This is a genomic window from Faecalimonas nexilis, assembly GCF_059731825.1.
The window spans coordinates 1234930-1259038 of record NZ_AP029189.1; the positions used below are offsets into that span (position 1 = coordinate 1234930).

Genomic DNA, 24109 nt, shown 5'->3' on the forward strand with positions numbered 1-24109 from the left:
GAGTGCAAAAGCAGTCCGCTGATTTTATGAGAAAGGAAGTGTATTTGGATGTTATCATATATTTTTAAACGTATTTTGTCACTGATACCGGTTTTGCTTGTAGTGTCCTGTGTTGCTTTTTTGATTGTATATATGATACCGGGCGGACCGGCGACGGCATTACTTGGAATGGAAGCAACACCGGAACAGATACATACTTTGAATGCAGAGCTGGGATTTGATCGCCCATTTCTTACACAATATGTGGATTGGTTTGGGAAAGTACTTCAAGGCGATTGGGGGACATCATATTTTTTACATCAGTCTGTATTAGAGGCTATCGCAGAATATTTTCCGCCAACATTGAGTCTTGCAATCCTTGCACAGATTATTGCACTGCTGTTAGCGGTTCCGTTGGGGATTCTTGCTGCCTGTAAAAGAGGAACTGCGGTGGATGTGGCAGCTGTCACAACTTCACTTTTGGGGGTGGCGCTTCCGGGGTTTTTGCTTAGTATGTTTTTGATGCTTATTTTTAGCGTCTACAATCATTGGTTCCCGGTAGCTGGTTATGCAAGTTTGTCAGAAGGAATACTGGAACATTTAAAATATCTGTTTGTGCCGGCACTTTCACTTGGAATTGTGCAGGCTGCATATCTTACAAGAATGATTCGTTCTTCTTTGCTTGATGTACTGCATATGAATTATATTCATACGGCACGCTCAAAAGGTCTTAAAGAGAGAACCGTAATTTTGAGATATGGTCTGAAAAATGCGGCGCCAGTCATATTGACTGCAATCGGTCAGTCTTTCGGAAGTCTCATTACCGGAACGATTGTGACAGAGACATTATTTAACATTCCGGGTCTTGGTATGCTGACGCTTAGTTCGATCAATCGAAGAGATGTATTTGTGATTCAGGGAGTGGTTCTCTTTGTCACATTGTTATATGTGATTGTGAATTTGACAGTAGATGTACTGTATGGTTTTGTGGATCCGAGACTTCGGCCAGGATTGAAATAGGAGGTGACGAAAAATGTATTTTACACGTAAAAGTATGTCGGAGGCAAGTAAGACGATTTTTAAGGAACAAAGAGAGCTTACAAAAGAAAGGATTTTGGGAAATCCTGCATTAATAATAGGAACAATCGGGTTTCTTGTCATCTTGACAGCTGCGGTTTTTGTCCCGCTTATCAGTTCTGCCGATCCGAATGCAATGTCGGTATCCGAGCGTTTCAGAGCACCCGGAGGAGCATATTTATTTGGAACAGATGAATTTGGGAGAGATCTTTTTATTCGTCTGATGTATGGGGCAAGGGTTTCTCTTTGGGTAGGGGGAAGCGTAGCCGTATTATCCTGTGTTATTGGAACACTGATCGGAATTTATGCAAGCTATTTTAAAATATTAGATCAAATTTTAATGAGGATCTGTGACGGATTGATCGCGATACCTGGAATTCTTTTGGCGATTGCGCTGATAGCCGCATTAGGCGCATCAAGCTGGAATGTAGTGATTGCGCTTACGGTTGTCTACACGCCGAGTGTTGCCAGAACAGTGAGGGCGAGGGCGTTGGTTATTCGGGAACAGCCGTATGTGGAAGCTGCCAAGGTACAGGGATTTAGCAATTTTAGAATTTTATGGAAATTAGTTTTACCAGGGGTTATTTCCCCGCTTACAGTGCAGGCATCTTTCATTTTTGCACAGGCGATTATCTCGGAAGCATCTCTCAGTTTTTTGGGAGCAGGAATCCCGGCGCCGGCGGCAAGTTGGGGAAATATGCTTCAGGCGAGCAAACTTGTTTTTTCAAAGGCGCCTTGGACGATGTTATGTCCGGGGATTGCTGTTATCGTATGCGTGCTGAGCCTGAATCTTTTGGGAGACGGTCTTAGAGATTTTCTGGATCCTAAAACGAAAGGAGGAGCAGGTAAATAATGCAAGCGAAGAACAATGAAAGAGAGCAGGAAGTACTGTTGGAAATGAAGGGGCTGAAGGTGTCGTTTCCAATTCATAAAAAATGGTTTCCGGCAGTTGACGGTGTGGATTTTTCTGTTTATCCGGGAGAAATCACAGGAATTGTAGGAGAATCGGGTTCTGGGAAAAGTGTTATGTCCCAGTCTATTCTGCGTTTGAAAGAGCATGATACATCTGTTCGGTGTGAAGGAGAGATTCTCTTTGAAAAAGAGGATCTTTTGAAACGTCCTCTGTCTCAGATGCGAAAAATCCGAGGAGAAAAAATTTCTATTATTTTTCAAGATCCATTGAATTCATTGAGCCCAGTTCATACGGTTGGGAAACAGTTGAGTGAGATTCTTCTTTTTCATAAAAACATTTCCAAAAAAGAGGCGCAGGAACGTTCGATTGAAATGTTGAAATTGACAGGGATTCCAAATCCACAAAATTGTATGAAAAAATATCCGTTTGAGTTGTCGGGAGGAATGCAGCAGAGGGTGATGATTGCGATGGCGCTGGCATGTGAGCCAAAGCTTTTGATAGCGGATGAACCGACGACAGCTTTGGATGTGACGATTCAGGAACAAATTTTACATCTGATACGAAAGTTGAATGAAAAAATGGGAATGTCGGTATTGTTCATCACTCATGATATGGGCGCGGTATCGCAGTTGTGTCACAGTGTGAAGGTGATGTATCTTGGACAAATTGTAGAAGATGCCGTGACCGAGGAGCTTTTTTCTAATCCGCTTCACCCATATACAAAAGGATTATTGTCATGTATTCCGCATCTGGGAGTGGAACGAGATGTGGAATTGTCTACGATACATGGAGCGGTTCCGTCTATCTCGCAGATACCGGACGGATGCCATTTTTGCACGAGATGCCGGTACGCTGATAAAAAGTGCGAACGACAGCAGCCGCCTTTGATAGAAGTCACTTCGGGACATTTTGTAAAATGCTGGAAATATATAGATAAGGGAAATGCGGAAAGTGAGGAGTGATTATGGGCGAATATTTGCTTGAAGTAAAAAATCTGAAAAAAACATATCCGATATATAGAAATACAGGAAAACTTTTTGGTTCAAAAGAGCGTATGAATGCGGTGGACGGGATGTCATTTTATATCAAAAAGGGAGAGACCTATGGGCTGGTAGGAGAGTCTGGGTGCGGAAAGTCGACAAGCGGACGGGCAATTGTAGGATTGTCTAAAACAGACAGCGGTTCGATTTTTTATGAAGGGACAGATTTGTGCAGTCTGAGTGAAAAAGAATTTCGTCCGTTTCGAAAGGAGATACAGATGGTGTTTCAAAATACACTGTCTGCATTGAATCCGCGTCAAAGGATTGGAAGTATATTGGAGGATATTCTTTTTATTCACGGTGTGAAAGACCGTGAGGAAAGGAGAAATCAGGCAGTCGAGGTGCTGAGACGTGTGGGACTTGAAAAAGAGTATTATTTTCGATTTCCGCATGAACTTTCCGGAGGACAGGTTCAGCGTCTTGGGATTGCAAGTGCACTGGTTGTACAGCCCAAACTGATCGTGTGTGATGAACCGGTATCGGCTTTGGATGTATCAATTCAGGCACAGATTTTAAACATGCTCAAAAAGCTGCAAAAAGAACTAAAACTTAGTCTGCTTTTTATATCGCATGATATTGGTGTTGTGCGGTTTATATCGGATCGTGTGGGAGTAATGTATCTTGGTACATTGGTAGAGGAGGCAGAGACAGAAGAATTGTTTTCAAATCCGCTGCATCCTTATACAAAAGCGTTGCTCGCAGCGGCTTTGGATCCATATGTCAGCAGAAAAACGTTTGTGGCATTAAAAGGAGAACAGCCGATTCGAACGGAAAATTTTGTGGGCTGTGCATTTTACAGTCGATGTCCATATGCAGCAGAACAGTGTAAAAAAGAGACGCCTGTTCTCCAAAAGTTTGGAGAAGGACACAAAGCAGCATGCCACCGGGCAACAGAATTTTAAATTGAGTATTAACAATCGAGGAAAGTTATGATATACTATTAATAATTGAATGACTAAAAGGATAGAGGTGCGGATTTCATCAGTATTGTGTGGCAAAGTTGGACAGCCGCCACATACGAAAGGGAAAGTCGCCGAAGAGATGTTTTTTTGTCCAGAAAGATATCTCTGGGATATTGCAGAATATGCAATATACTGTCACTTATGTGGAGAGCTATCGTTGGTTTGTTAGGAATACGAAAGAAAAGATGCAGGATAAGTATGCGGGAACCATGAATGTGCTTTTACACAAAGGTCATTCATGGTTTTTATTATCAGGGGAGATACCCTTTGAAGGAAAGAGAGGAACTTATTTATGCATATTTCAAAAAAGAAAGTATTGTCAGTGTGTTCGAGTGTTTTTGTGTTGACGCTGATACTGTCTATGACGGTGTTTGCGGCTGAGAAAGCACCGAAACCGCAACTGTATGCTACTTTTTGGGCATTGATCCCTCCCGTTGTGGCGATTGCTCTCGCGTTGATCACAAAAGAAGTATATAGTTCACTGTTTGTTGGTATTTTGGTAGGAGCATTACTCTACTCGGGATTTTCATTTGAAAAAACGGTAGTACATATTTTTGAAGGCGGAATTATCAGCGTGCTTTCTGACAAGTATAATGTTGGAATTTTGGTATTCCTTGTGATATTGGGAGCAATGGTCTCCTTGATGAACAGAGCAGGAGGTTCCGCAGCATTCGGAGAATGGGCAGGACAACATATCAAATCACGTGTGGGCGCACAGCTTGCGACAATTGCACTTGGTGTGTTGATTTTTATTGATGACTATTTTAACTGTCTGACTGTGGGAAGCGTGATGCGTCCGGTAACAGACAAACATAATGTGTCTCGTGCGAAATTGTCTTACTTGATCGACGCAACAGCGGCTCCGGTCTGCATCATTGCACCGATTTCTTCGTGGGCGGCAGCGGTGACCGGGTTTGTAGAAGGGGAAGATGGATTTTCAATCTTTATGCAGGCGATACCATATAATTTTTATGCACTTCTTACAATTGTGATGATGATTGGAATCGTATTGCTCAAAGCAGATTACGGTCCGATGAGAACACATGAGATGAATGCGTTGAAAGGTGATCTCTATACAACAGAAGGACGTCCTTATGAAAATGCATCTGAAGGTGTTGTGAATCATAATGGAAAGGTAATTGATCTGGTGATTCCGATTCTTTCGCTGATTGTGTGCTGTGTCATCGGAATGATCTACACAGGCGGATTTTTTGATGGAGTAGGATTTGTGGAGGCATTTTCAAACAGTGATGCATCTGTAGGTCTTGTGCTTGGAAGTTTTTTCGGACTAATCATAACGATTGCATTGTATGTGGTACGCAGAGTATTGAATTTCTCGGATTGTATGTCATGTATTCCGGAAGGATTCAAGGCGATGGTGCCAGCAATCATGATCCTGACATTTGCGTGGACATTAAAAGCGATGACAGACAGTCTTGGAGCAGCAGAATTTGTTGCAACGACAGTAGAGCAGTTCGCAGGGGGATTGATGAACTTTCTGCCGGCGATCATTTTCTTGATTGGATGCTTCCTTGCATTTGCGACAGGGACATCATGGGGAACTTTTGGTATTTTAATCCCAATCGTAGTTGCGATTTTTGCAAATACGAACCATGAACTGATGATTATCTCTATCTCAGCATGTATGGCTGGTGCGGTCTGTGGAGATCACTGTTCGCCGATTTCTGACACGACGATCATGGCATCGGCAGGTGCACAGTGTGACCATGTAAATCATGTGTCTACTCAACTTCCGTATGCGATGACAGCTGCAGCGGTATCGTTTGTGACTTATATTATTGCCGGATTTGTGCAGAGTGCATGGATTGCGCTGCCGATTGGTATTGCGTTGATGCTCGGGACACTGCTGGTGTTGAGTATGAAAAAATAAGGGGAAAGAGCATCGTAAACTTTAAGTTTACGATGCTCTTATTTTTGTGATACAATAGAAATATATGGGAAGACTAAAAATAAAAGCTTATGACAGTAGAAAAGAGGAAATATATGAACATAAATGCAATGACAAACTATGAGCTGATACAGCAAAAAGAATTGAAGGATTTGAAGTCGGAAGGATATCTGCTGCGCCATAAAAAAAGCGGGGCGAGAGTGCTTTTGATGGAAAATGATGATGAAAATAAGGTGTTTACGATTGGATTTCGCACTCCTCCGGAGGACAGTACAGGACTTCCGCATATTTTGGAGCATTCGGTGCTGTGCGGATCGAAAAATTTTCCGGTAAAAGATCCGTTTGTAGAGCTTGTGAAAGGATCATTGAACACATTTTTGAATGCGATGACTTACCCGGACAAAACGGTCTATCCGGTGGCAAGCTGCAATGAAAAGGACTTTCAGAATCTGATGCATGTTTATATGGATGCGGTGTTTTATCCGAATATTTATGAGCATGATGAGATATTCCGTCAGGAGGGATGGAGCTATAATCTGGAATCAAAAGAGGATGCGCTGACTTATAATGGGGTGGTGTACAATGAGATGAAAGGAGCATTTTCCTCACCGGAGGGAGTACTTGACCGTGTGATCCTGAATTCACTTTTTCCAGATACCTCTTACGCGAATGAGTCGGGCGGAGACCCGGAAGTGATTCCAAAGCTTACGTATGAGCAGTTCTTAGAATTTCACAGCAGATATTATCATCCGTCCAATAGCTATATTTATCTGTATGGCGACATGGATATGGAAGAAAAGCTGGAATGGCTGGATCGAGAGTATCTGTCGAAGTTTGATACACTGCAGATTGATTCTGCAATCAGAGAGCAGGCTCCATTTGATGCTGTAAAAGAGATTGAGATGGAATATTCAATTGCAAGTGACGAGTCGGAGGAGGATAATACTTATTTATCATACAATAAAGTAATCGGAACAAGTCTTGACCGCGAATTGTATCTGGCATTTCAGGTTTTGGACTATGCACTTTTATCTGCACCGGGCGCACCGCTTAAGAAGGCGCTTGTGGATGCCGGTATCGGAAAAGATATTATGGGATCGTATGACAATGGAATTTATCAGCCAATTTTCTCGATTATTGCGAAAAATGCAAATTTGGAGCAAAAAGAAGAGTTTCTTTCTATTGTGGAACGAACATTGTCAGAGATCGTGAAAAAGGGAATGGATACGAAGGCGCTGGAAGCAGGTATCAATTATCATGAATTCCGTTATCGTGAGGCTGATTTTGGAAATTATCCAAAAGGGCTGATGTATGGACTTCAGATTTTTGACAGCTGGCTGTATGATGATGAGAAACCATTTATTCATGTGGAGGCAATTGAGACATTTGAATTCCTGAAGGAAAATATAGAGAACGGATATTTTGAGAAGTTAATCCAGAAATATCTGCTTGACAACACACATGGAGCGATTGTTGTAGTGAAACCGGAAAAAGGGCGCACTGCAAGAATGGACAGAGAACTGGAAGAAAAACTTCAGAATTATAAAGAAGGATTGAGTGACGAAGAAGTTGAAAAACTGGTACGGGATACGAAACAATTGCAGCAGTATCAGGAAGAACCGTCGGCAGCGGAAGATTTGGAAAAGATTCCAGTGCTGAGAAGAGAAGACATCAGCCGTGAGATTGCGCCGATTTATAATGAAGTGCTGGATTTTGACAGCACGCCGGTTGTTTATCACGAGATTGAGACAAATGGAATCGGATATGTGGATTTATTGTTCGATCTGTCAGGAGTATCAGAAGAGATGCTTCCGTATGCAGGAATTTTGCAGGCGGTACTCGGGATTATTGACACAAATAACTATGAATATGGTGAGCTGTTCAATGAGATCAATGTACACACAGGTGGTATCGGGACGTCGCTTGAATTGTATCCGAATGTAGAAAAAGTGAAGGAAAAAGAGTTTAAGGCAACGTTTGAGATCAAGACAAAAGCCTTATATGGCAAACTTCCGGTTGCATTCTGTATGATGCAGGAGATTTTAACAGAGTCGCAACTGACAGATGAAAAACGTCTGAAAGAGATTCTTTCCATGGCAAAATCAAGACTGCAGATGCGTTTTCAGTCTTCCGGACATACAACAGCGGCTCTGCGAGCAATGTCGTATGCATCTCCGTTATCAAAGTTGAAAGACCTGACATCAGGAATCGGATACTATGAGATTGTAAAACAGATTGAAGAGCATTTTGAGGAAGAGAAGGATGTTTTGATAAAGAATCTGCAGACACTTACGAAATTACTGTTCCGTCCGGAAAATATGATGGTAAGTTACACGGCTGCAAGAGAAGGAATGGAAGATTTGGAAAAACTTGTGAGTGAATTGAAGGCGAAATTATTTACGGAGCCTGTACAGGGGCAGCCTTGTGTGATTCACTGTGAAAAGAAAAATGAAGGATTTAAGACATCGTCCAAAGTACAGTATGTAGCTCGCGCAGGAAACTTTATTGACGGTGGAGCTTCTTATACTGGAGCGCTCCAGATTTTGAAAGTGATTTTAAGTTATGATTATCTGTGGCAGAACGTCCGTGTAAAAGGCGGAGCATACGGATGCATGAGTAATTTCACAAGAATCGGAGATGGTTACTTTGTGTCTTATCGCGATCCGAATCTGGAAAAGACAAATGAGATTTACGAGGGTGTGGCAGAATATCTGAGACAATTCTCAGTAGGAGAACGGGACATGACGAAATATATTATCGGAACGATAAGCAATATTGATCAGCCTATGACTCCGGCATTAAAAGGAGAGCGTTCTATGAATCTTTATATGAATCATGTGACTGCACAGATGATAGAAGAAGAGAGAGCGCAGATTTTGGATGCAAACGAAGAGGATATCCGGGCACTGGCGGAAGTGGTTGAGGCAGTTCTTGGAAGCAATCAGATTTGCGTAATCGGAAGCGAAGAGAAAATTGAGGAGCAGAAGAGCTTGTTTAAAGAGACAAAAAGTTTATTTTAACAGTTCGGTTATAAGTGAGGAGTTTAGCTGTGTAAGCAGCAGAAAATATACAGATAGGAGAAGCTATGAGAGCAGATTATAAATCAGGTTTTGTAACATTGATCGGGAGACCGAATGTAGGGAAATCTACATTGATGAATTATCTGATCGGACAGAAGATCGCGATTACATCGAACAAACCGCAGACAACAAGAAATCGAATCCAGACCGTTTTGACAACGGAGGAAGGTCAGATTGTCTTTGTAGATACACCTGGAATCCACAAGGCGAAAAATAAGCTTGGGGAATATATGGTGAATGTGGCGGAGCGGACATTGAATGAGGTCGATGTGGTACTTTGGCTTGTGGAGCCGTCTACCTTTATCGGGGCAGGGGAGAAACACATCGCAGACCAGTTAAAAAAAGTAAAGACGCCGGTTGTGCTGGTAATTAATAAAGTAGATATGGTAAAAAGAGAAGAAGTGCTGACGTTTATAGATGCATATCGTAAAATATATGATTTTGCGGAGATTGTTCCGGTATCGGCAAGAAGCGGGGAGAATACAGATGAGCTTGTGAAAGTGATTTTGCAGTATCTGCCGTATGGTCCACAGTTCTATGATGAGGATACGGTTACAGATCAGCCGGAGCGCCAGATTGTATCGGAATTGATTCGCGAAAAGGCGCTGCACTGTCTGAATGAGGAAATTCCGCATGGAATTGCAGTGTCGATTGACCGTATGAAAGCGCGAAAGAAAGTGATGGACATCGATGCAACGATCATTTGTGAGCGTGATTCACATAAAGGAATCATCATCGGAAAACAGGGAAGCATGTTAAAGAAGATAGGAAGTACCGCCAGATTTGAGATTGAGCGTCTTTTAGATTGCAAGGTAAACTTACAGTTGTGGGTGAAGGTGAAGAAAGACTGGAGAGACAGTGACTTCTTGATTCAGAATTTTGGATATAAAAACGAGGAAGAATAAACTTGTCAAGGGGTTGCGACACAAAAAGAACTGGCAGATAGTCTCAGTATGGAAACGGTCGAATGGGAAATCCTAATGTTAGAAGCACAAAGGAGGGATTTTTCATGACGAAAACAGATTGGTGGGAAACATTTACAAAGACAGGCTGCGTGACAGATTATTTGTCTTACAAGGGAGTTGGTAAAGAGGAATATTCCTGTGTGCAGCCGAAAAATAGAAACGTGGGAGAGAGAACACTTGAGTCAGTCAGTAACAGTGACAGGGATGATACTGTCCGCGTCACCTATCGGTGAGAATGATAAAAGAATTGTGATTTTGACAAAAGAAAAAGGAAAGATTTCAGCGTTTGCAAAAGGGGCAAGAAGACAGAACAGCCATCTTCTTGGCGCGACGAATCCTTTTTCTTTTGGCGAATTCGTTTTGTATGAGGGAAGAAGTTCCTATAATCTGCTGCAGGCAAACATTTCCAATTATTTTATGGAACTTGCAACGGATTTAGAGGGGGCTTACTATGGATTTTATTTTATGGAGTTTGCCGATTATTATACGAAAGAACACAATGACGAGCGGCAGATGTTAAGGCTTTTGTATCAGACATTGCGGGCATTATCTTCAAATAAGATTCCGAGAGAACTGGTGAGGTACATATTTGAATTGAAGACGCTGGTTGTAAACGGAGAGTATCCGGATGTGTTTCACTGCACAGGGTGTGGTACGCGGGAGCAAGGTGTTTTGTTCAGTTGCAGAAACAGAGGGATTGTATGTGAAAAGTGCAGGCGTACAGTGTCTGATGGAATCCAGATCAATAGTTCGACTCTTTATACGATGCAGTATGTAGTAACTTCTACGATTGAGAAACTGTATACGTTTGTTGTGTCAGATGAGGTGCTGAAACAGCTTGGAAAGATTATGAAACAATATACGGGAATGTATGTGGATAAACGATTTAAATCACTGGAAATTTTGGAAATGTGCCTGCTTTCCTGAGGGCTTAGGAAAGAGGGTTGAAAAATCAGCACTTTAACGGTATAATGAAACACATTAAGAAATTCGAAATGAGAGGAATGAATAAGATGGAAAAAACAATGGAAAAAATTGTAGCACTTGCGAAATCAAGAGGATTTGTATATCCGGGATCTGAGATTTACGGAGGGCTTGCAAATACATGGGATTATGGAAACCTTGGTGTGGAATTGAAAAACAATGTGAAAAGAGCATGGTGGCAGAAATTTATCATGGAAAATCCATATAATGTAGGTGTGGATTGTGCAATCTTGATGAATCCACAGACATGGGTGGCTTCTGGACATTTGGGAGGATTCAGTGATCCGCTTATGGATTGTAAAGAATGTAAAGAGAGATTTCGTGCAGACCAGTTGATTGAAAGTTTTGCGGAAGAAAATGGAATCGAACTGACAGAAAGTGTGGATTCGTGGTCAAAAGAGCAGATGGAAGCTTGGATTACAGAGCACAATGTTCCATGTCCGACATGTGGAAAACACAATTTTACAGAGATTCGTCAGTTTAACCTGATGTTTAAGACTTTCCAGGGGGTAACAGAAGACGCAAAAAATACAGTATATTTAAGACCGGAGACTGCACAGGGAATCTTTGTAAACTTTAAAAATGTACAGCGTACATCCAGAAAGAAAATTCCATTTGGTATTGGTCAGATCGGTAAATCATTCCGTAATGAGATCACACCGGGGAACTTTACATTCCGAACAAGAGAATTTGAGCAGATGGAATTAGAATTTTTCTGTGAACCTGGAACGGATTTGGAATGGTTTGCATACTGGAAACAATTCTGCCTTGACTGGTTGAAGTCACTTGGAATTAAAGAAGAAGAAATCAAAGCGAGAGACCATTCTGCAGAAGAACTTTGCTTCTACAGCAAGGCTACGACTGACGTAGAATTTTTATTCCCATTTGGCTGGGGAGAACTGTGGGGAATTGCAGACAGAACAGATTACGACTTAACACAGCATCAGGAAGTATCAAAACAGGATATGACTTATTTTGATGATGAGAAGAAAGAAAAATATATTCCATATGTTATTGAGCCGTCACTTGGTGCAGACCGTATGGTACTTGCATTCCTTTGCAGTGCTTATGATGAAGAAGAATTAGAAGGTGGAGATGTTCGTACAGTACTTCACTTCCATCCGGCGCTTGCTCCGATCAAGATAGGTGTGCTTCCGTTGTCTAAGAAATTAAACGAAGGTGCGGAGAAAGTATTTGCACAGTTGTCAAAATATTATAACTGTGAATTTGATGATCGTGGAAATATTGGAAAACGTTACCGTCGTCAGGATGAAATCGGAACACCGTTCTGTATTACATATGATTTTGAATCAGAAGAAGACGGAGCGGTTACTGTTCGTGATAGAGATACTATGGAACAGGAACGAGTTAAGATTGAAGATTTGAAAACATATTTTGAGAAAAAATTTGAATTTTAATCAATTGGGGACGTAGTAAAATTGAATTTAACTACGTCCCCAATTGAAAAAAGTGGTGTCCCTAAATTGCATCTATCCCTGTCCCTAAATGTAAGGAGGGAAGAAGAGTGCCGCACAAACCAAGAAGAGAAAGCAGCACAAGATTTTATCATATTTATGTCAGAGGAATAAATAAAGAAAAGATATTTGGTCAACCAAGAGAAAAAAATTATTTTAAAAGAATTATCAGAAAATATTTAAAAGAATATGATGTTGAAATATATTCTTACTGTATCATGTCAAATCATGCACATCTGCTAATTAAATCGGACTTAAAAGAATTATCTATGTTTATGTCAAAAGTCTTGGCAAAATACGCGCAATATTATAATTATAAAAATAATAGAAATGGTCATGTATTTCAAAACCGCTTTGGAAGTGAATGTATTGAAAGTGAACGGTATTTTTGGAATTGTTTAAAATATATACATATGAATCCTGTGAAAGCCTGTATGGTGTCAGGCTTAATGGATTATAAGTATAGCAGTATTAAAGATTATATGAATGAAATTGTGGATATACTACATGAAAATGCAATCAAACATTACAAAATGAAATTTCATGATTGGAAAGAATTCCAGCAATATCATCAACCCCAAAATCCAGATATATTTATGGATAGCAAAGAAGAAGTTTATATTCAGAGAAAAGAAAAAGCTTTGTTGCTCTTGTGGGAGCTTCAAAAAGAAAAAGGGGTGGAAAATGCTATGGAAATTTTGGAAGAGGGTGAATTAAGGAAAGTATATAAAAAGAGATTAAAAGAAGAGCTGAAAATATCGAATAAAATGTTGAATAAGATTTACGATGAATTGAAATTGAAAATTATTGGATAGGATAAAAAGACAGGGATAGATGCAATTTAGAGACAGAGTATTCAATTGGGGACGTAATAAAATTGAATTTTACTACGTCCCCAATTGAAAGGGAGGATAGTATGGCTAAGAAAAATTTATGGAAATCATATAGTCAAGATGAATATGTGAAATTGGAACAAGTAAACAATGCATACAAACAGTATCTGAATTTTGGAAAAACGGAAAGGGAATGCATAAAGGCTACTATTCAATTAGCGCAAAAGGCAGGGTACAGAGATTTGCAGGAAATCATAAAAGGGAAAGAGCCGTTGAAAGTAGGAGATAAAGTGTATTCTGTATGTATGGAGAAAACAATTGTGTTATTTCAGATTGGAAAAGAAAATATTGAAACTGGTCTCAATATTTTAGGTGCGCATATAGATTCACCTCGTATTGATGTGAAGCAAAATCCGTTGTATGAAGCTGGAGAATTTGCCTATTTAGATACCCATTATTATGGAGGAATAAAAAAATACCAGTGGGTGGCATTGCCGCTGGCGATACATGGTGTTGTGGTACGCAAAGATGGTACAAAACAGGAAATTGTAATCGGTGAAAAAGACGAAGAACCAATTTTTGTGATTACAGATTTATTGGTGCATTTATCAGCAGAACAGATGGAAAATAAAGCCGACAAAGTAATCGAAGGTGAAAAATTGGATTTAATTGTCGGAAATAAACCAATGAAAGGTATTGAAAAAGAAGCAGTGAAGGAAAATATACTTGAGCTCTTGAAAAAAATGTATGATATTGAGGAAGATGACTTTATTTCTGCAGAATTAGAAATCGTTCCGGTTGGAAAAGCAAAAGACTGTGGAATAGATAGAAGTATGATTATAGGATACGGACAGGATGATAGAGCATGTGCCTTTACATCGCTTCTAGCAATACTTGATACTGAAGGAGTCAAACGAACAACCTGTTGCTTGTTGGTGGATAAAGAAGAAATAGGGAGTGTCGGTGCTACAGGAATGCATTCGAAATTTTTTGAAAACACAGTTGCTGAAATTATTGATAGAATGGGAGAATATTCTGAGCTAAAATTAAGAAGAGTATTGGCAAATTCAAAAATGCTATCTTGTGATGTGAGTGCGGCATTTGATCCGATGTATGAGAGTGTATACGAAAAGGAAAATACTGCTTATTTTGGAAGAGGGATCATATTTAATAAATATACGGGGAGCAGAGGGAAAAGTGGTTCTAATGATGCAAATGCAGAGTATATTGCACATTTGAGAAATATATTAGAAAAGAATCAGATAGTTTTTCAGACTGCAGAATTAGGGAAGGTAGATGCGGGGGGAGGAGGTACTATTGCGTATATTCTGGCTGCGTATGGAATGGAAGTGATAGACTGTGGAGTGGCAGTGTTGAATATGCATGCTCCATGGGAAATTGTAAGTAAAGCAGATATTTATGAAGCCTACAAAGGATATAAAGTTTTCCTGAAAGAAGGATAGAAAAACTGTTCAAAAAGGGACAGGGGTATTTTCAATTGGGGACGTAGTAAAATTCAATTTTACTACGTCCCCAATTGAACAAAAAGCCTTGACGAACCCTGAAAAACCGTATAGAATGAAGATACGACGAAAAATGTCGTATTATACCCGTTAATAATATAAAGCATAGAAAATCGACTTTGGGTAGAAAGTCGTCTTTTTCGTGCGGTGTATTAATAAAAATATTATTTAGGAGGTCACAAAGACATGACAAAATGGGTTTATATGTTCACAGAAGGTGACGCAACCATGAGAAACACTCTTGGTGGTAAAGGTGCTAACCTTGCTGAGATGACAAAATTAGGTCTTCCAGTACCACAAGGTTTCACAATCACTACAGATGCTTGTACTCAGTACTATGAAGATGGAAGAAAGATTAACGATGAGATCATGGAACAGATCATGGAAGCAATCGTTAAAATGGAAGAGATCACAGGAAAGAAATTCGGTGATAAAGAGAATCCACTTCTTGTATCTGTTCGTTCAGGAGCAAGAGCTTCTATGCCAGGTATGATGGATACAATCTTGAACCTTGGTTTAAATGAAGAAGTTGTAGAAACTTTAGCTTCTGCATCAGGAAATGCTCGTTGGGCTTGGGACTGCTACAGAAGATTTATCCAGATGTACTCTGACGTAGTTATGGAAGTAGGTAAAAAATACTTCGAAGAATTAATCGACAAGATGAAAGAAGACAGGGGAGTAACTCAGGACGTTGAGCTTACTGCAGAAGATCTTCATGAGCTTGCAGAGCAGTTCAAAGCTGAATATAAAGAAAAAATCGGTGAAGATTTCCCATCAGATCCAAAAGAACAGTTAATGGGAGCAGTAAAAGCTGTATTCCGTTCTTGGGATAACCCACGTGCTAACGTATACCGTCGTGACAACGATATCCCATATTCTTGGGGAACAGCTGTTAACGTACAGATGATGGCATTTGGTAACATGGGAGATGATTGTGGTACAGGTGTTGCATTTACTCGTGACCCAGCTACAGGAAATAATGGTTTATTTGGAGAATTCCTTACAAATGCACAAGGTGAAGACGTTGTTGCTGGTGTTCGTACACCAATGCATATTTCAGAAATGGAACAAAAATTCCCAGAAGCATTCGTACAGTTCAAAGAAGTTTGCCAGACTTTGGAAAAACACTACAGAGATATGCAGGACATGGAATTTACAGTAGAACACGGTAAATTATACATGTTACAGACACGTAACGGTAAGAGAACAGCTCAGGCTGCTTTGAAAATCGCTTGTGATTTAGTAGATGAAGGTATGAGAACAGAGGAAGAAGCAGTTGCTATGATCGATCCTCGTAACTTAGATACATTACTTCACCCACAATTTGATGCTGCTGCATTAAAAGCTACTGCACCAGTTGCAAAAGCACTTGGAGCATCACCAGGAGCTGCATGCGGTAAAATCGTATTCACAGCTGACGATGCAAAAGAATGGGCTGCAAGAGGAGAAAAAGTTGTTCTTGTTCGTCTTGAAACATCTCCAGAAGATATCGAAGGTATGAAAGCTGCTCAGGGTATCTTGACAGTACGTGGTGGTATGACATCTCACGCTGCCGTTGTAGCACGTGGTATGGGTACATGCTGTGTATCTGGTTGCGGTGACATCACAATGGACGAAGCTAACAAGAAATTCAAATTAGCTGGAAAAGAATACCATGAAGGAGATTTCATTTCTCTTGACGGATCTACAGGTAATATTTACGACGGAGTAATCCCAACAGTAGATGCTACAATCGCTGGAGAATTCGGAAGAATTATGGGATGGGCTGACAAATACAGAACATTAAAAGTTAGAACAAATGCAGATACTCCTGCAGATGCAAGAAAAGCTCGTGAGCTTGGTGCAGAAGGTATCGGTCTTTGCCGTACAGAGCACATGTTCTTCGAAGGAAACAGAATCGATGCATTCCGTGAAATGATCTGTTCTGAGACATTAGAAGAAAGAGAAGCTGCTCTTGAAAAAATCCTTCCAGAACAACAGGGAGATTTCGAAGCATTATATGAAGCATTAGAAGGAAATCCGGTTACAATCCGTTTCTTAGATCCACCGCTTCATGAGTTCGTTCCTACAACAGAGGAAGACATTAAGAAACTTGCAGATACTCAAGGAAAAACAGTTGAACAGATTAAAGCAATCATTGATTCTTTACATGAGTTCAACCCAATGATGGGACACAGAGGACTTCGTCTTGCTGTAACATATCCAGAGATTGCTAAGATGCAGACAAAAGCTGTTATCCGTGCTGCTATCAATGTACAGAAAGCACACAGCGACTGGACAGTAAAACCAGAGATCATGATCCCATTGTCATGTGACGCAAAAGAATTAAAATATGTAAAAGATATGGTAGTAGAGACTGCAGATGCTGAAATCGCTGCAGCAGGTGTTGAGCTTGCATACGAAGTTGGTACTATGATCGAGATCCCAAGAGCTGCCCTTACAGCTGATGAGATCGCAAAACAGGCAGACTTCTTCTGCTTCGGTACAAACGATTTAACACAGATGACATATGGATTCTCTCGTGATGATGCTGGTAAGTTCTTAGATGCTTACTATGATGCAAAAATCTTTGAAAATGATCCATTTGCTAAATTAGACCAGATCGGTGTAGGTAAATTAATGGAAACAGCTATTAAATTAGGAAAACCAGTTAATCCAAACCTTCACGTAGGTATCTGTGGAGAACACGGTGGAGATCCAAGTTCTGTAGAATTCTGCCACAAGATTGGCTTAGACTACGTTTCTTGCTCACCATTCCGTGTGCCAATCGCAAGATTAGCTGCTGCACAGGCTGCTATCAATAACAAGTAATACACCGTAGATAACAGGTGTAGAAACTTCATTAGTTTCAATAACAGAACCCCTTACGCTTTCATTGCGTAAGGGGTTTTTTAGGTAGTTGTTGCATCTAAGAAAAATTTTTATATTGACATATAGTTGGTTTAGTGTTAATCTCAATATACTTTGAGAAGATAGGAAAGGAGAAGACAATGGAAAATAAATTAAAAGTTTTTGGTGTAACCGTTTTGATTTTAATATTCGGTCTTTTTCTCCCTTCTTTTTTACAGTTTCGAGATATGGATTCGTATGCGGGGAGAACAACTTCAAGCATACGAACAGAAACAAAGTACACAGATGACATGGGCGCGAAAATTCTTCATGATAGTTATTTGCGTTCGGAAAATCGGAAAGAAGCGTTTTCTGCTCAAAAGTTTGAACAGCGTAAGAGTGTTCAGCGATTATCAATTGAATTCTTTGTGATTCTTATATTCTCTTTGGGCATATGTCTGGAGAGAGTCTATTTGTCGTATATTCAATTCTATTCATTCCCCTTTGAGAGGTTCCTATGGGAGCAAAGTGTTTTGCTCAAAAAGGATGGGAAAAAAGAGAGGATTTGCTTTTGCCTTTAAAGATTAGAGAGAAGTAAAGAAGGAAAGCGAGAAAATGAAAAATAAAAAATTACATATTTGGATTGCTCTTGTAGTAATCGCTTTTTTTGTGTGCCTGGCAATCTTTGGATGCGGAGACAGTATCAAAGGAATTCGCGATATGCGTTTTGGAATCGATATTCGCGGAGGTGTAGAGGCGGTCTTTGAACCGGCGGGGTTAAAAACAAAGCCGACTAAGGAACAGTTGGAAATGGCAAGAGATGTAATAGAGACCCGATTGGATGCACAGAATATTTTAGACAGAGAAGTAACGGTGGACGAAAAGGCGGGAGATATTATTGTGAGATTTCCGTGGAAATCAGATGAAAAAGATTTTGATCCGGAAACCGCCATTCAGGAACTTGGAGAGATGGCAGAGTTGACATTTCGAGGAGAAGATAACACAGTGTATGTGAAAGGGTCGGATGTTTCCAAAAGTCAGGTGGCGGTGGATCAACAGAATCGGTATGTCGTAGAGCTGGAATTTACGAGTAAGGGGTGCAAAGAAATTTGCAGATGCGACAGAGAAGCTTGTCGGACAGACTATGAGGATTTACATGGATGAAGAGTTGATTTCAAATCCGACTGTCAATGCAAAAATAACAGGCGGGAAAGCTGAAATTACAGGGATGGCTTCACAGGAAGAAGCGCAGAATCTTTCCGACAAGATTAATTCAGGAGCGCTTCCGTTTTCAATGGAGACGACTAATTACAATACAATCAGCCCGACACTTGGAAATAAGGCGTTAAATGCGATGGCACTGGCTGCTGAGATTGCATTGGTATTGACTTGCCTGTTTATGATTGCGTGGTATCGCCTTCCGGGAGTGATCAGTTGTCTGACACTGGCATTTCAGGTCGCGCTACAGGTTTTAGTTATTTCGGTTCCGCAGTATACAATCACACTGCCCGGAATTGCAGGGTTAATTTTATCAGCCGGCATGGCGGTGGATGCCAATATTATTATCAGTGAGCGAATCAGTGAGGAACTGAAAAAGGGAAATTCGGTCAGAACTGCGGTGAAGAATGGATATAAGCGTGCCTTTTCGTCTGTTTTGGATGGAAATGTTACGACGGCTGTAGTAGCTGGAATTTTGATGGTGCTAGGCTCCGGCACGATGCTGAGCTTTGGATATACACTGCTCACAGGAGTTATCATCAACCTGCTTGCAGGTGTATGGATGTCCAGATATATGTTGAATTCGGTTATAAGATATAAGCTCTTCAATCAGGAAAAATGGTTCCGCAAAAAGAAAGAAAAAAAGATTCTGAAATTTGCAGAAACAAAAAAATATTTCTTCCTGACAAGTGTTGTGCTGCTTATGGCTGGATTGATTTGGAGTTCGGTAAATGGAATGAAATTAGATACCCAGTTCACCGGCGGAGTCATCTTAAGATATACATATAGCGGAGAGGCTGATACCGGAAAGATCCAAAAAGAGGTTCAGGATGTTGTAGACAGAAATGTCAATGTGCAGACTGCAAAAAATTCGGCTACAGGGGAAAAGAATCTGGTAATTACATTATCAGGGAAGAAAGGACTGACACCGGAACAACAAAAAGAGATCCTGAATACGATCAATGAGGGAAATACAAATCAGTTTGAGACGGCGGAGACATCGGCGATAGAACCATATATTGGTGCGAAGGCATTGAAAAACTCAGCGATTGCGATTGTTTTGTCATTCCTGTTTATTGTAGTGTATATCCGAGTGCGGTTTTCAGCATTAGGAGGACTGGCGTCAGGAGTTACGGCGGTGATTGCGCTGCTTCACGATATACTTATTGTGTTGTTTATCTTTGGAATTTTCAAGATTCCTGTGAACGATGCATTTGTGGCTGTTACTTTGACGATTATCGGATATTCGATCAACGATACAATCGTGTTATATGATAGAATTAGGGAACACAGAAATGGTGCAAAAAATAAAAGCACACTGGCAGAGCTGGTGGATATCAGTACGACAGAGACCTTGCAACGCTCTATAAACACAGCATTTACTGTGGTTCTGTGCGCATTTGTTATTTTTGTAGTTTCCGTAGTGTATGGAATGGAATCCATCACGAATTTTTCACTTCCACTTTTAGCAGGACTCATTTCGGGATGTTATTCTTCCATTTGTATAGCCGGACCACTATGGGTATGGTGGGAAGAACATAAAGAAAGGATTCAGAAAAGAAAGACAGGACGAAAAGGAAAATGAAAAAGATAAGTATGTTTTTAAGAAATCAGCCTCCAGGCAGAATGATTGTGGGAGGATTTGCAGGTGTCATACTGTTTGGTATGATTCTGCTGCTCCTTCCGATATCTGTAAAAGATGGAGCAGAAGTATCTGCCATCGACGCGTTATTCACCTCTACCAGCGCAGTGTGCGTAACAGGTTTGATCGCGATTGATACAGCAGATCATTTCACTGCCTTTGGTCAGGGGATTGTGGCAGCATTAATACAGATTGGCGGGCTTGGAGTGACCTCGCTTGGTGTGGGGCTTATGCTTGTGGCAAGAAAAAGAGTCGGAATCAAGAGCCGAATGTTGGTAAAAGAAGCATTGAATATCGACAGTTATAAGGGTATTGTTAAGCTGGTGAAAGCGGTATTGCTAATGACGCTGTGCTTTGAAGCCGGAGGCGCTATCTTAAGTTTTTTTGTTTTCAGACAGGATTACGATACGGTTCATGCAGTGGGAATCAGTATATTCCATTCAATTGCGGCATTTAACAACTCAGGGTTTGATATTTTGGGGGGCTTAGGAACCTTACGATTTATCAGGACAATGTTCTTTTGAATCTGACAACCTGTATCCTGATTATTTTTGGAGGACTGGGATTCCTTGTGATTTTGGATATACTAAAACAAAAGCGTTTTCGCAAACTGACCTTGCATTCTAAGGTGGTTATTGTCACGAGTTTAGTTTTGCTGGTTGCGGGAACGGTTATATTGAAGTTGACAGAAAATGTGACATGGCTTGGGGCGTTCTTTCAAAGTGTTTCAGCAAGAACAGCCGGATTTTCCACATACCCGATTGGAGAGTTTACAAACGCCGGTTTGTTTGTATTGTGTATTTTGATGTTTATAGGTGCTTCTCCAGGATCTACAGGTGGAGGTATCAAGACGAGTACATTTTTCATTATGTTCCAGAAGATAAGAGGAACATGCACAAAGGGAACGGTGCATGCGTTTCACCGAAACATATCAGAGCAGAATATTACAAAGGCGTTTATGATTACGATTCTTTCCGGAACGGTTGTATGTATCGCAACATTTTTCATGTGTGTACTGGAACAGGAATATAGTTTTATGCAGCTTCTGTTTGAAGTGGTTTCCGCATTTGGAACGGTAGGTCTTTCCACTGGAATTACCCCTGAACTCAGTGTAGCTGGAAAGGCTGTTATTATTATTGTTATGTTTATAGGAAGAGTTGGAATTATTACGTTACTTTCTATGTGGGTGAATCGTGTAGAACCAAGAGCGAGATACTCAGAAGAGGAAGTTTCAATAGGCTAAAAAGGGAGAAATTAGAAAATGAAAAAGAAATTAGAGACAGCGTATGGAGTGATTGGTCTGGGGCGTTTTGGAGCAGCCCTGGCAATGATGCTGGCACAATCCGGCAATGAAGTGATTGCAGTAGACAGAGATGAAAAGAAAGTAAAAGAGATGCGTCAGTATACCGATTGTGCTTTTGTGACAGATGATCTCAGTTCGGACACTCTGAAGGAGATCGGAATTCAAAATTGTGATGTGGTCATTATTTGTATTGGAGAGAAAGTCGACGTCAGCGTATTGACAACGATGAGTGTGATAGAGTTGGGCGTGCCTCGTGTTATTGCAAAAGCGCTGAGCCCCGAGCAGGGTGCAGTGCTTGGCAAGCTTGGCGCTGAAGTAGTATATCCGGAGAGGGATATGGCGCTCAGACTTGGGAAAAAGCTATTGTCTAACAATTTTTTGGAGTATGTTTCTCTGTGCAATCAGGTCGAAATCCGTCAGATACGGGTTCCGAATCATTTGATTGGAAAGAGCATAGAAGAGACAGAGATTCGCCACAAATACCGACTGAATATTATTGCTATTGAAAATGGTGATGAGACAGATATCGAAGTGATGCCGGACTACCGTCTGCGTCATGGGGATATCATTGTGGTCATCGGAAAAGTCGATAACATTGATGTTTTTGTAAATGAGATTTAAGTGCCGGAGGGAAAGATTATGGAAATGACATTTATAAATTTCTGGCAGGAGATCGTGAGAAATCCGATGCTGTTTATCACAGTTTTACTTACATTGGGAGTTGTTTTTGTAAATGGCTGGACAGATGCACCGAATGCGATCGCCACCTGTGTGGCTACCAGATGTATGCCTGTGCGTGCTGCAATCATGATGAGTGCGGTGTTTAACTTTCTCGGTGTTTTTGTGATGACACAGATCAACAGTTCTGTTGCATCTACGATCAGTAATATGGTGGATTTTGGAGAGCACACAAACGAAGCTTTGATTGCACTGTGTGCGGCGTTGCTGTCTATTGTGGTTTACAGCACAGCCGCCTCGTTTTTCGGGATACCGACAAGTGAGAGCCACAGTCTGATTGCAGGCTTATCAGGAGCGGCAATCGCCATTCAGCATGGAGTGAGCGGAATTAATTTTGATGAGTGGATAAAAGTGCTGTACGGACTTGTGCTGAGTTTGGTTTTGGGATTTGCAACAGGATGGGCAGTGTGCAAATTGCTTACTGTTTTGTGCAGGGCGATGGATCGCCGAAAGACAAATCGCTTTTTTGGCGGGGCACAGATTGCAGGTGCCGCAGCTATGAGTTTTATGCATGGTGCACAGGATGGACAGAAGTTCATAGGTGTTTTGTTTTTAGGGATTGCATTTGCGGGAGGACATAATTCTGTAAATGGTATGGAAATTCCGGTGTGACTGATGCTTTTGTGCAGTATTGTTATGGGTGTGGGAACCAGCGTAGGAGGAGAGAAGATTATCAAATCCGTAGGAATGAATATGGTAAAACTGGAACGTTATCAGGGATTTTCTGCTGACCTTGCGGGAGCAATCTGTCTGCTGTATTCGAGCCTGATGGGAGTTCCGGTTTCGACAACGCACACAAAGACAAGTGCGATTATGGGAGTAGGGGCAGTAAAAAGACTTTCGGCTATTAATTTTTCGGTTGTAAAGGATATGATGCTAACCTGGATCTTTACATTTCCAGGCTGTGGATTGATCAGTTTTTGTATGGCAAAAATATTTATGTACATGTTTGGATAAAAGGAGGAAGATGGCAATGTCAAAAAAACAGGATGATTATTACTTTGACAATTTTATTAAATGTGCGGAATACGCATGCAAAGAAGCGTATTTATTGAAAGAGATACTGACGGATTTTCAACCAGCAGAAATCTCAAAGCGTATGGAGGAAGTTCATGAAATTGAGCGTGAGGCAGATACGCACAGACACGAGATCACAGACAAACTTGCGAAGGCATTTATTACTCCGATTGAAAGGGAAGATATCATCGCGCTCAGCCATCACATTGATGATGTGACAGATAAGATTGAGGAAGTGTTGATCCGTGTTTATATCAACAATGTACAGGAGATGCGCGAGGAAGTCTTCAGCATGCTGAATGTGGTCATTGAATGCTGTGAAGAACTTCAGAATCTGTTGAAAGAATTTAAGAATTTCAAACATTCTAAAGAACTCAAACAGAGTATTATCCGATTGAATACATTGGAAGAAAAAGAAGATGATCTGTTTATTTCCAGCATGAGAAAATTGCATGTGGAAGAGAAGGATGTCAGAAATGTGATTGCCTGGAGAGAGATTTACACATATCTTGAAAAATGTGCGGATGCCTGTGAACATGTGGCGGATATCGTAGGAAGTGTTGCGATGAAAAATACATAAGTATAGAAATGAACTAACAGAAATACGAGTTAGTTCTTTTTA

Annotated in this window: 16 protein-coding genes, 3 pseudogenes and 1 riboswitch; all 19 genes and pseudogenes read left to right on the forward strand. The window is 40.7% G+C overall.

The features are described from left to right. The first annotated feature begins 48 nt into the window (after positions 1–48). The 19 genes and pseudogenes from AC6I5B_RS06150 to AC6I5B_RS06240 all read left to right on the forward strand — a co-directional run bounded on the left by AC6I5B_RS06150 (position 49) and on the right by AC6I5B_RS06240 (position 24067). Positions 49–999: an ABC transporter permease gene (locus AC6I5B_RS06150; RefSeq protein ID WP_022250765.1), complete on the forward strand. Its 951-nt coding sequence runs from the start codon at positions 49–51 to the stop codon at positions 997–999. Positions 1000–1012: 13 nt separating this feature from the next. Then, a complete protein-coding gene (locus tag AC6I5B_RS06155; protein WP_022250766.1) occupies positions 1013–1909 on the forward strand; it encodes an ABC transporter permease in 897 nt (298 codons plus the stop codon). Further along, positions 1909–2931, forward strand: a complete 1023-nt coding sequence (locus AC6I5B_RS06160) for an ABC transporter ATP-binding protein (protein ID WP_004614452.1) — start codon at positions 1909–1911, stop codon at positions 2929–2931. Before AC6I5B_RS06155 ends, AC6I5B_RS06160 begins: the two co-directional genes overlap by 1 nt. A 2-nt stretch (positions 2932–2933) precedes the next feature. Further along, positions 2934–3911 carry an ABC transporter ATP-binding protein gene (locus tag AC6I5B_RS06165; protein WP_004614451.1) on the forward strand — a complete coding sequence of 326 codons (978 nt, stop codon included), beginning with the start codon at positions 2934–2936 and terminating at the stop codon, positions 3909–3911. 54 nt (positions 3912–3965) lie between these two features. Next, positions 3966–4133, forward strand: a riboswitch (Lysine riboswitch). A 130-nt stretch (positions 4134–4263) separates the two neighbouring features. Next, entirely contained in the window at positions 4264–5862 is a 1599-nt protein-coding gene (locus tag AC6I5B_RS06170) for a Na+/H+ antiporter NhaC family protein (RefSeq protein WP_022250768.1), read from the forward strand. 113 nt (positions 5863–5975) lie between these two features. Further along, positions 5976–8900 carry an insulinase family protein gene (locus AC6I5B_RS06175; protein WP_022250769.1) on the forward strand — a complete coding sequence of 975 codons (2925 nt, stop codon included), beginning with the start codon at positions 5976–5978 and terminating at the stop codon, positions 8898–8900. A 65-nt stretch (positions 8901–8965) separates the two neighbouring features. Next, positions 8966–9865 (forward strand): GTPase Era, encoded by a 900-nt coding sequence (gene era, locus AC6I5B_RS06180; RefSeq protein WP_022250770.1) that lies wholly within the window; start codon positions 8966–8968, stop codon positions 9863–9865. Between the two features lie 104 nt (positions 9866–9969). Further along, positions 9970–10158: a hypothetical protein gene (locus tag AC6I5B_RS06185; protein WP_136017795.1), complete on the forward strand. Its 189-nt coding sequence runs from the start codon at positions 9970–9972 to the stop codon at positions 10156–10158. Then, positions 10103–10852 (forward strand): DNA repair protein RecO, encoded by a 750-nt coding sequence (gene recO / locus AC6I5B_RS06190; protein WP_071144704.1) that lies wholly within the window; start codon positions 10103–10105, stop codon positions 10850–10852. The genes AC6I5B_RS06185 and recO overlap by 56 nt, the downstream gene beginning before the upstream one ends. An 86-nt stretch (positions 10853–10938) precedes the next feature. Next, entirely contained in the window at positions 10939–12327 is a 1389-nt protein-coding gene (locus AC6I5B_RS06195; RefSeq protein ID WP_022250773.1) for a glycine--tRNA ligase, read from the forward strand. Between the two features lie 107 nt (positions 12328–12434). Further along, positions 12435–13199, forward strand: coding sequence for a transposase (locus AC6I5B_RS06200; RefSeq protein WP_071143806.1), 765 nt, complete (start codon positions 12435–12437; stop codon positions 13197–13199). Positions 13200–13300: 101 nt separating this feature from the next. Beyond that, a complete protein-coding gene (locus AC6I5B_RS06205; protein ID WP_004614443.1) occupies positions 13301–14680 on the forward strand; it encodes an aminopeptidase in 1380 nt (459 codons plus the stop codon). A 246-nt stretch (positions 14681–14926) separates the two neighbouring features. Beyond that, the gene (gene ppdK, locus AC6I5B_RS06210; protein ID WP_004614442.1) at positions 14927–17551 is read left to right on the forward strand and encodes a pyruvate, phosphate dikinase; all 2625 of its coding nucleotides are present in this window, start codon (positions 14927–14929) and stop codon (positions 17549–17551) included. 179 nt (positions 17552–17730) lie between these two features. Beyond that, positions 17731–18150, forward strand: a complete 420-nt coding sequence (locus tag AC6I5B_RS06215; protein ID WP_497773667.1) for a hypothetical protein — start codon at positions 17731–17733, stop codon at positions 18148–18150. 34 nt (positions 18151–18184) lie between these two features. Continuing rightward, a pseudogene (gene secD, locus AC6I5B_RS06220) lies at positions 18185–20372 on the forward strand (protein translocase subunit SecD). Further along, a pseudogene (locus AC6I5B_RS06225) lies at positions 20369–21672 on the forward strand (TrkH family potassium uptake protein). The pseudogenes secD and AC6I5B_RS06225 overlap by 4 nt, the downstream one beginning before the upstream one ends. 18 nt (positions 21673–21690) lie before the next feature. Then, a complete protein-coding gene (locus AC6I5B_RS06230) occupies positions 21691–22353 on the forward strand; it encodes a potassium channel family protein (RefSeq protein WP_004614137.1) in 663 nt (220 codons plus the stop codon). 18 nt (positions 22354–22371) lie between these two features. Beyond that, positions 22372–23427, forward strand: a pseudogene (locus AC6I5B_RS06235) (inorganic phosphate transporter). Positions 23428–23443: 16 nt separating this feature from the next. Then, positions 23444–24067 carry a DUF47 domain-containing protein gene (locus AC6I5B_RS06240; protein WP_022250793.1) on the forward strand — a complete coding sequence of 208 codons (624 nt, stop codon included), beginning with the start codon at positions 23444–23446 and terminating at the stop codon, positions 24065–24067. The last annotated feature ends 42 nt before the right edge of the window (positions 24068–24109 follow it).